This is a genomic window from uncultured Ligilactobacillus sp. (assembly GCF_948826705.1).
Lineage (GTDB): Bacteria > Bacillota > Bacilli > Lactobacillales > Lactobacillaceae > Ligilactobacillus.
On record NZ_CAQLEL010000104.1, the window covers coordinates 1 to 7860 of the forward strand.

The 7860-nt window shown below is 38.1% G+C and carries 12 protein-coding genes and 1 pseudogene; 2 read left to right on the forward strand and 11 right to left on the reverse strand.

The genetic code is table 11. The annotated features are described in order from the left end of the window. The 5 genes and pseudogenes from Q9Q35_RS07115 to Q9Q35_RS07135 form a co-directional block, all read right to left on the reverse strand. Nucleotides 1-227: pseudogene (locus Q9Q35_RS07115) on the reverse strand (hypothetical protein); the annotation flags it as partial. Between the two features lie 15 nt (nucleotides 228-242). Beyond that, nucleotides 243-377 (reverse strand): hypothetical protein, encoded by a 135-nt coding sequence (locus Q9Q35_RS07120; protein WP_304652762.1) that lies wholly within the window; start codon nucleotides 375-377, stop codon nucleotides 243-245. 371 nt (nucleotides 378-748) lie between these two features. Then, nucleotides 749-1273 carry a hypothetical protein gene (locus tag Q9Q35_RS07125; protein ID WP_056959064.1) on the reverse strand — a complete coding sequence of 175 codons (525 nt, stop codon included), beginning with the start codon at nucleotides 1271-1273 and terminating at the stop codon, nucleotides 749-751. 68 nt (nucleotides 1274-1341) lie between these two features. Further along, the gene (locus Q9Q35_RS07130) at nucleotides 1342-2034 is read right to left on the reverse strand and encodes a YjjG family noncanonical pyrimidine nucleotidase (RefSeq protein ID WP_304652763.1); all 693 of its coding nucleotides are present in this window, start codon (nucleotides 2032-2034) and stop codon (nucleotides 1342-1344) included. A gap of 13 nt (nucleotides 2035-2047) precedes the next feature. Beyond that, the gene (locus Q9Q35_RS07135) at nucleotides 2048-2494 is read right to left on the reverse strand and encodes a YcjF family protein (protein ID WP_304652764.1); all 447 of its coding nucleotides are present in this window, start codon (nucleotides 2492-2494) and stop codon (nucleotides 2048-2050) included. Between the two features lie 216 nt (nucleotides 2495-2710). Between Q9Q35_RS07135 and Q9Q35_RS07140 the strand changes: the two genes are divergently transcribed. Then, a complete protein-coding gene (locus tag Q9Q35_RS07140; RefSeq protein WP_304652765.1) occupies nucleotides 2711-3241 on the forward strand; it encodes a hypothetical protein in 531 nt (176 codons plus the stop codon). A 321-nt stretch (nucleotides 3242-3562) separates the two neighbouring features. Here the strand turns inward: Q9Q35_RS07140 and Q9Q35_RS07145 are convergent, their stop codons facing one another. Beyond that, on the reverse strand, nucleotides 3563-3730 hold the full coding sequence (locus tag Q9Q35_RS07145) for a hypothetical protein (protein WP_304652766.1): 168 nt from the start codon (nucleotides 3728-3730) through the stop codon (nucleotides 3563-3565). 130 nt (nucleotides 3731-3860) lie between these two features. After that, on the reverse strand, nucleotides 3861-3965 hold the full coding sequence (locus Q9Q35_RS07150; RefSeq protein ID WP_304652767.1) for a circular bacteriocin, circularin A/uberolysin family: 105 nt from the start codon (nucleotides 3963-3965) through the stop codon (nucleotides 3861-3863). Between the two features lie 193 nt (nucleotides 3966-4158). On the opposite strand from Q9Q35_RS07150, the gene Q9Q35_RS07155 reads away from it, so the two are divergent. Then, the gene (locus Q9Q35_RS07155) at nucleotides 4159-4719 is read left to right on the forward strand and encodes a TetR/AcrR family transcriptional regulator (protein ID WP_304652768.1); all 561 of its coding nucleotides are present in this window, start codon (nucleotides 4159-4161) and stop codon (nucleotides 4717-4719) included. A gap of 61 nt (nucleotides 4720-4780) precedes the next feature. Here Q9Q35_RS07155 and Q9Q35_RS07160 read toward each other — a convergent pair whose 3' ends face one another. The 4 genes from Q9Q35_RS07160 to Q9Q35_RS07175 form a co-directional block, all read right to left on the reverse strand. Beyond that, complete coding sequence (locus Q9Q35_RS07160; protein ID WP_304652769.1) at nucleotides 4781-6595, reverse strand: acyltransferase family protein; 1815 nt, start codon at nucleotides 6593-6595, stop codon at nucleotides 4781-4783. Continuing rightward, on the reverse strand, nucleotides 6592-6963 hold the full coding sequence (locus Q9Q35_RS07165) for a membrane-binding protein (protein ID WP_304652770.1): 372 nt from the start codon (nucleotides 6961-6963) through the stop codon (nucleotides 6592-6594). Before Q9Q35_RS07165 ends, Q9Q35_RS07160 begins: the two co-directional genes overlap by 4 nt. A gap of 191 nt (nucleotides 6964-7154) precedes the next feature. Further along, nucleotides 7155-7550: a hypothetical protein gene (locus tag Q9Q35_RS07170; RefSeq protein ID WP_304652771.1), complete on the reverse strand. Its 396-nt coding sequence runs from the start codon at nucleotides 7548-7550 to the stop codon at nucleotides 7155-7157. A gap of 71 nt (nucleotides 7551-7621) precedes the next feature. Then, a partial coding sequence (locus Q9Q35_RS07175; protein WP_304652772.1) for a hypothetical protein occupies nucleotides 7622-7860 on the reverse strand: 239 nt, incomplete at its 5' end.

Here is a 7860-nt window from a genome sequence, read left to right on the forward strand (position 1 = left end):
CACATCAGCCATATAGGGAATGGTTCTTCCCATATGGAAACCGCAAGTATGGCAAGTACACTGCTGGAAAGCCCGGCGATCATTTCTTGAGTAGGACGAGTTTCAATGTTATTTAACACTACAATTTCCGTATTGTGCATCTTACATAATCTTTCAAACCAATCATAACCAAAGCGGATAAATCTATCTTTATAGGTAATAAAGATTGTGTCGACTTGATTATCCATTACTTCTTTTAGTAATTATTTCATCAAGAATAACACCTTTAGCATGGGAGCACAATAAGTTTTTAAAGCCCCATTGTTATCCCAGCGTTGTAGGATTAAAACAGTAACGCCCGATCTTTCAGCTATTTCTTTTGTTTTTAATATCGCCATAATATCTACCTCACATTTTATCTTTCTTGTAGATATTACATCACATTTGATTATATTTTAATGCATTTAATTAACAGTTATTTTCTCCCTTAAGCCACATCTACTTCATTAGGTTAAATTATCAAGATCTACTTTAATTGTAGTATATTTTTTGATCCCCTGTTGAACACCTTTTTCCTTTTTAAGTGAATTAGATGTTGCAGAAACGACCGTATCTAATAAAATACTAGTTTTTATCTGTTTATTCCGTTTTTCTTTTTGCTACTGAGCATATTCATAAAATTCAGCATCTAAGGATTCTAGGAACTTAGTATCTCCTGACTCTAATCCTTCGATCAGCTTATCCATTCTGTTAAGCAATGACATGTCATTCAACTCTTTTCTATGTTTCCAGTAAAAATTCCACCATTTCCCTCTTTTACGCAATATATAACCTTTACCTGATTAGTTAATTTCTGCACCCTATTTTCTGAATCAAGCAATTCAGTTTGAGGGGTTTTAGGATACTTACCAAAAAACTTCACTAATTTAACATTACATTTTTCACAAAAGAAATCAATTTTATCCCCAATAGAAGCTTTCTTTAAATATTGTAGTTTTGGTTCTTTACTAGCAAGCCGTATAAATTGATCTAATCTCTTTTCAACATTTAAATCAGTCAGATCGAGTAAATCATTTCTAGCATCAAACTTAACGTAACAACGAAAAATATCTGCCTTACCATCTTTTTGTTTTTTCCAATATTCTGCATTACCTTCGTTATCCCAAAAATACATCCCCGTTCCGCCCCACTCACTGTCATCTTTATGGTGGCTGATCCGTAACTCTTTATGCTTTAAAAAACTTTCCACACGGCTTTCATAATTACAATGGTATAGTTCTACTATGCAATTCATGATTTTTCCCCTCTTGCTTCTTTTTCCAAAGCATAGCATTCATACAAAGAGATTACAACTTCATTTATTTAGCTTAAAATATCACTTATCTGCTCAAGCGAACTAGCTTCCAGATCGATCTTGATCTTAGGCTCAGCCACTTGTTGCTTACGATTCAACCATAGCGTATCGATCCCAGCATTTTGTCCGCCTAACATATCTGAGCTCAAAGAGTCGCCGATGATCAAAGTTTTATCTTTATCAAACCCAGCTATTTGGTCAAAAGCACGTTTGAAAAAGAGTTGTGACGGCTTTTGGGCACCTAACGTCTCTGAGATGAAAATCTGTTTGAAATATTGATCAAACTTAGACTCCTTTAGCCGCTTTTCTTGGATGAATTTAACACCGTTAGTCACAATATACAGCTCATAGTCACGCCCAGCTAGATCTTCCAATAATTCCCGTGCCCCAGGGAGCGCCTGATGACCATTAGCTAAAAACTGTAAATAACGATCATTTAAGCTATTATTAGCTAATTTTTTGCCAAAATGCTCCTTAAAAAAAGTCGGAAACCGTGTCGCCATCAACTCATCACGTGTGATCTCATTTCGTTCTAACTTTTCCCACAATCCTTGATTATATGTTGCATAGGCCTGTTTTACCGTAGCGGTCGGCTCGATATCGACTGACGTAAATAGTTGGTCGAGTGCTTGATCTTGGGCGGCATGGAAATCAAGTAAGGTATCATCAACATCAAAAAGTAGCGTCTTGTAGCGTTTCATTTTATACATCCCTTTATTTTTTCTTGGTAGCGATCGCGATCGCTGTTAAGATGACCGAACTTAGACTTTCAAGATCAAGTGAATTGCCATCTTCAAACTCCTTGATCAACACTTGCCCGATCGCTTCTGTTACGGAAACAGCAACTCCAGCACTGATCGTGCCACCCACTATGCTCCCAGCTCCAGGAACGAGCTTAAATAAATTTCCCGCCAAACTGCGTCCCAGTGTCGTTGCAAAAGTCGATTTGAGCACACCTTGGACCATACCTTTGGATACTTTTTTGCCATAGGCGCGGTAGATCTGAACGATCATTGCAGTCTGGATCGGCATCAAAGCGACAGCATCAGCAAACGGGATCGGGGTAACAGCAACCGTGGCTGCTCCGAGTGCTGCTGTATGCACAGCTTTGTTAGCTTTTTGTTTTGGAGTCTCAATTGTTCGCTCATCTTTTTTATCCATAACAATACCCTCCTACTTTTTCTTCTCTTTTATAGTATAACTAAAAGTTAGCTGTAATCATTTATTTTGCTCGGCTTATAAAAAACAATTAGTTATATTTAATACAATTATAACTTTACACTTTGGAGAATCCCTTTTATAATTTGGCTCACAAAGAAAGATCACTTGAATAGTTGGATAATGCAGTAACGTTTATTTATTAGGAGGCGTTAAGCTATGAAAGTTCAAAAGTTTGTCGTATTGTTCTTTGTCACACTACTGCTTGATCTCACAGTCGTGCATACAGTTCCTGTATTTGCTAGCCAAACAAACACTCAAAATACACATCAGTCGGTAGATTCTTTGCTTGCTGATCTATCCCCCACTTCGCTAGTAACTCTTCTTACTGCAGTGGAAAAATTACCACAAGATATGCTTGATAGGTCAGATCAAGCTGAAATCGATCGTTTTATGCTTGAAAATGGTGTAAATTTAAAATTTACAGGGGAGCGCACTAAAAGAGGACTTGGGTGGTGCATTACTTCTATTTCATGGGCCATTGGAACCACAGCTGTCGGTGTCTTAAAATTAGCTAAAATCAAAAAATTTGTAAATGCTGCCGGTGGTGTTCAGAAAGCTGCCAAAGCACTTATCGCAATTGCAAAAGGCAAAAATTCCAGTGAAGGTATTGAACAATTTGGAAAGAGTTTGAGAGACCTTGCATCTGAAATCTTAGGGATCAAGGAGATCAAAGATAATTGTTTTTAAAATATCAAAAACTACGTAATATCCAACACGCATTATTGCTGATCTTTCTTTTTACTCATATCCTGACGAGTGATCTTCACTTTTTTTCCGAATTTTTGCTCTTATTAGCATTGGATCAAGAATCAGAATTCTTTTTTGCCCCCTCAGAATCAAAATACTATTTATACTGTTTGTACGCGTATTATCTAATGACGCTGAGCGCTACTATGTATTTCATCGGTTCGATAATTTCCTAAGCAACTTGTGTCAAATATACACATTTAGAGGGCATCCCTTTTAATTGACGGATACCCTCTTTTTACAATATAGATAAATATTTCATCACTTACTATAAAATGTCTTCGCAAGGATCACTGAAATAAGTGGTATGATCACCAAAACTGCTAAGATCTTTAACAATTGATCATCTTGTCTTAGATACAAAATAGCACTATACACGATAAATAAGCTAAAACATAGCGCTAATGGTATGATCTTTTTATTTTTCATCTGCTTCACCTTGCTTTCGCTCTTCAAACGACAGATCAAATATAAGTATTAATTCATAAAATTATTTCTATGGTAAAAAACGATACGATATGTTACAATCCTAAATCAAAATGGATCTAATATTTTTTGCTCAATATGCGAGCGTACCAGTGTTTAAAATGATATTGACAACTGCTGTAGCTGTAGCTGTTGGAATCCCCAAAGTCCCAGCTACCTGAATGATCGTAGTTAACATACTCGACTTTCTATCTACATACTGCAACGCTTGTGGATATAGCCTTTATCCACGCTTTCAGTGTATCCTATCTTCTCTAAGAAATATATGCCTAAAAATTGACACTTTGACAACTATTTTCCCTGTAAACAAAACAAGATCACTGTATCAAACGACACAGTGACAATTTTTTATCGAAAGGAAATGATGATTTATGCGAGAAACACGTGAAATGATCATCAATGCCGTCATGCGTTTGGCTTTAAAAAACAAAGAACGCACTCATTTGACTATAACCGAGATCGCTACCGAGGCTGGACTCTCACGCCAAGCCATCTACCAAAAGCATTTTAAAAATGTAGCTGAGATCTTTGAAGATATCCACGTGACTATCGATGAACAAATATTGAAAACTTTTGAACAAAAAGTCCTTACTCTGCCACCGTCTGAGATCTATAATGGAATCGCCCAATATATCTTACCGCTAGTATACCAACATCGCGAATGGCTCAGGGTCCTCTATAGTACTAATATCGACTTAAAGTGGCGCCGTTATCTGCATGTAAGATACTCCACGATCACCTTGACATATTTAGCTAAATATCCCCCGTTGAATTCGCCACTCTCGCAGGAAAAAACGATCAATTTATTGACCGATCATCTGCTTGCGGTCATCTCTACTTGGTTGAGCGATGATTTCCCCATGCACCCAGAAAAATTTGCACCTATTTTTTTGACTTTGATGACACGTTCACCTAGATCTTTTTTTAGCTGAGAGCTTTATTCTCGTGATACTACAAAAAACAGCAACAAAAATACTTTGCTGCTGTCAGTAATTATTTTTTGACCGGTGTCTTTTGGGCACGTTTGATCGCATCTTGGATACATTCTAGGTAGAGTTGGCTTGCATTTTCACGTCCACCAAAATGCGTTCCATCCGTACCTTCAAAGACCTCAGGATGAGCTCTTGCCACTTCATCCCAGTCGCCGATCGTGATAAAGTCATACTTCTTAGGTAAGGTTCGCTCCCACACGCCTAATTTATATGAATTATACGAAGAATCAGCATGTCCATCGTGTGGAGTGATAAAGATCAAGTGGTGCCCAGGTTTTAGATCATCGATGACTTTTTGCGTTTGCTCTTGATAATCATCTAAGGCATTGGTCCCGATACAGATCACCACATCTTTGCGCAATTGTCCACTGTTTTGAAGCCCCATCAAAACGTCATAGGCAAGGTTCATCGTGCGGTTGCCCTCTGCATCGATATCTACATTTTGCATGTGTTCTAACAGATAGCTTCGACTTCCCAGCGTAACACTATCACCGATGATCGTTGTTCCGGCTGGAATATTGTTCTCTTGTCTCGTAGTCGGCTGGTCTTTTGGTGCAGTGGCCTTGGCATAAGCTACTTCAAGCTTACTGATATCTTGTTGGATCCCACCAAGCATTAGACTTTGTTCCAACGAAGAGATCTTTGGCGCTTGTAGACAAAGAAATACACCAAAACCGATCGCTAATGTCAAAGATCCACCTAAAGGAGCCATAATATGCTTGAATTCGATCTTTTTATCCAAGACTTCAACCTGTTTGCCCCGCAGCAGTGGTTCTAAGAAATAATACGAAACACTAGCGAATAGGACCGACAAGACAGTCGTGATCAAAGCTGCGACCCAGTTGCTATATAACTTAGAAAAGATCACAAATAACGGCCAATGGAAGAGATACACACTGTAGCTGATATCAGCTAGATAACCAAAGATAAATGGTTCTTTGGTATCTGGCGTCTTGCGGTGTAAGATGTTAGCCCCTAAGATCGCACCTGCTGCAAATAAACTAGCTAATAAAAAGCCAAACATATATGTTTCTCGCTGATCAAAACGCAGGAAATAGGCTAAGATAAATAAACAGATCAGATTTGCACTCATAAAGAGCAAGGCACGTGTCTTGGTCCAATGCTTGGCCATATTCGCACTAAAAGCCGGCATCAGATCTTGGATCCCCGCAAGCGCCCCTAGCATACTTCCGACAAAAAAGGGAAAGATATGAGCGATACTTGAAAAATAGATCGGTGAAAATTCCGTCAGCTGTTGCGCGCGTAAGTACATAACTAATGCACTTCCACCAGCCAAAAGAGCTGAACTTAAAAAGACACGTTTTCGAAATTGCTTTACCGTTGTTGTAAACTTTGTTAGTAAGTAGAGCACAAAACCCCAAACTAAGTAAAATTGCACTTCGATGGCTAATGACCATGTATGCACAAAAAGATGTGGGATGAAGCGCGATTCGTATGTCCCACCTGTGTTGATCTCAAAGAGATTAGTCACAAAGCCTAACGCTGCTACGATCTGATGAAAAAGATCGGTAATGTAATCTTTACCAACTAAAAGCGTAAATGGTAAAACGATACAGATCATCAAGATCAACGGTGGTAAGATCCGCATAACGCGCCGATAATAAAAATCTCGAAGTGCAAACTTATTCGATCGACTGAACTCATCCAATGCTAAGGCTGTGATCAGATAGCCTGAAAAGGTGAAGAAGATATCTACTCCGATAAAGCCACCCGTATAGCGCATCTGGAAGAAGTGATAAAGTAACACACAGATCAGACCTGTTATCCGGATCAAACTAAACCATTTGATTCTCATTTTTCCTGATACGCTCCTTTATCATATTTTCCTGCTTGGATAACTTTGCCATCCTTTAGTAGTTTACCTTGATCTTGTGCGACACCACGATGAAAATTGCCTTTAAAAGACCAACCTTCATGCGACTTATACACGCCACGACCTTCGAAGTGACCATCTTTAAATGATCCTGTATAGGTATCACCATTTTTTAAGTACAAGACACCTGAGACAAGCTTGCCATCTTCAGTCGTCCCACGATAAACTGTCCCATCTTGAAATTTGACGACACTACTTTTTTGGCCACTGCCATAAAAAAAGGTCAGCCAAATGCACCCAATGATCAAAAAAGCAGACCCAAGTAAGATCCATTTTTTTCTCTTTTGCATAATGTCCCCCTAACTAATAATTGCCAAATTGCTATGTTTTTGCAGTCTTTATTCATTTTCTTACTAATTTTTTAGATAAGCTACCGCACCAAAGACCACAAATGCCACACTGCATTTCTTTAAAATCAGCTATATCTTACTATAAGTTGCGGTCAATTAAAATACTTTTGGCATTTTTTAGTTAAATATTTTTAAGATAATTCCAGTGCTCGCTCTACGATCTTCTGTAAGGTAAAGAAGTCAACATTACCATAGCGTTCGAATTCAGCGATCAAGTCATCCCCGATCTGCTCACCTATCGTAAGTAGTTCATTAAAAGTTTCTTTTCTCTGAAAAATATTGACTATGGGGATCAACCTATAGACATTATCAGATACGCTAGGTTTATAACTTTGGTCGATAGCTTTAGTAACCATCTCAAAAACTTTCTTCTTAGATATCGTTTGACCATAATGTTTATAAAGCGCAACGATCATCTGTGAATAGCGCCTAGCAAATTGCGTACCAGTCGGTTGGGATAACGTGACCATTGGTTCAGCTGGGTTTTTTAGCTCCCAAGTAACGATCTTTTTTGCTTCTTTTTTCATTGTGACTCTCCTTGTAAAATGGAATTTATAAACTTTTATATTTATTTTCCTGAGTCTGTGACATAAGTTGGCTATCTGATCTTTATCGGTTGAGGGACAAGTTTGGGAGAACGCCGGAGTTTTTTTCGTAATTTCTTTAATTTCTCCTTGGCTTCTTGAAAACTTGTATCATCATTATCTGCATCATCAAAAAACTGATTGAAGAAGTCTCTGAGTTTTTCTTTTTTAGCTTGATCCATCCTGTTCATTCCTTTCTCTTGTTCTATATACCTAAAGTAAAACACGCTGCCTTTATACCCACGATCAAAAC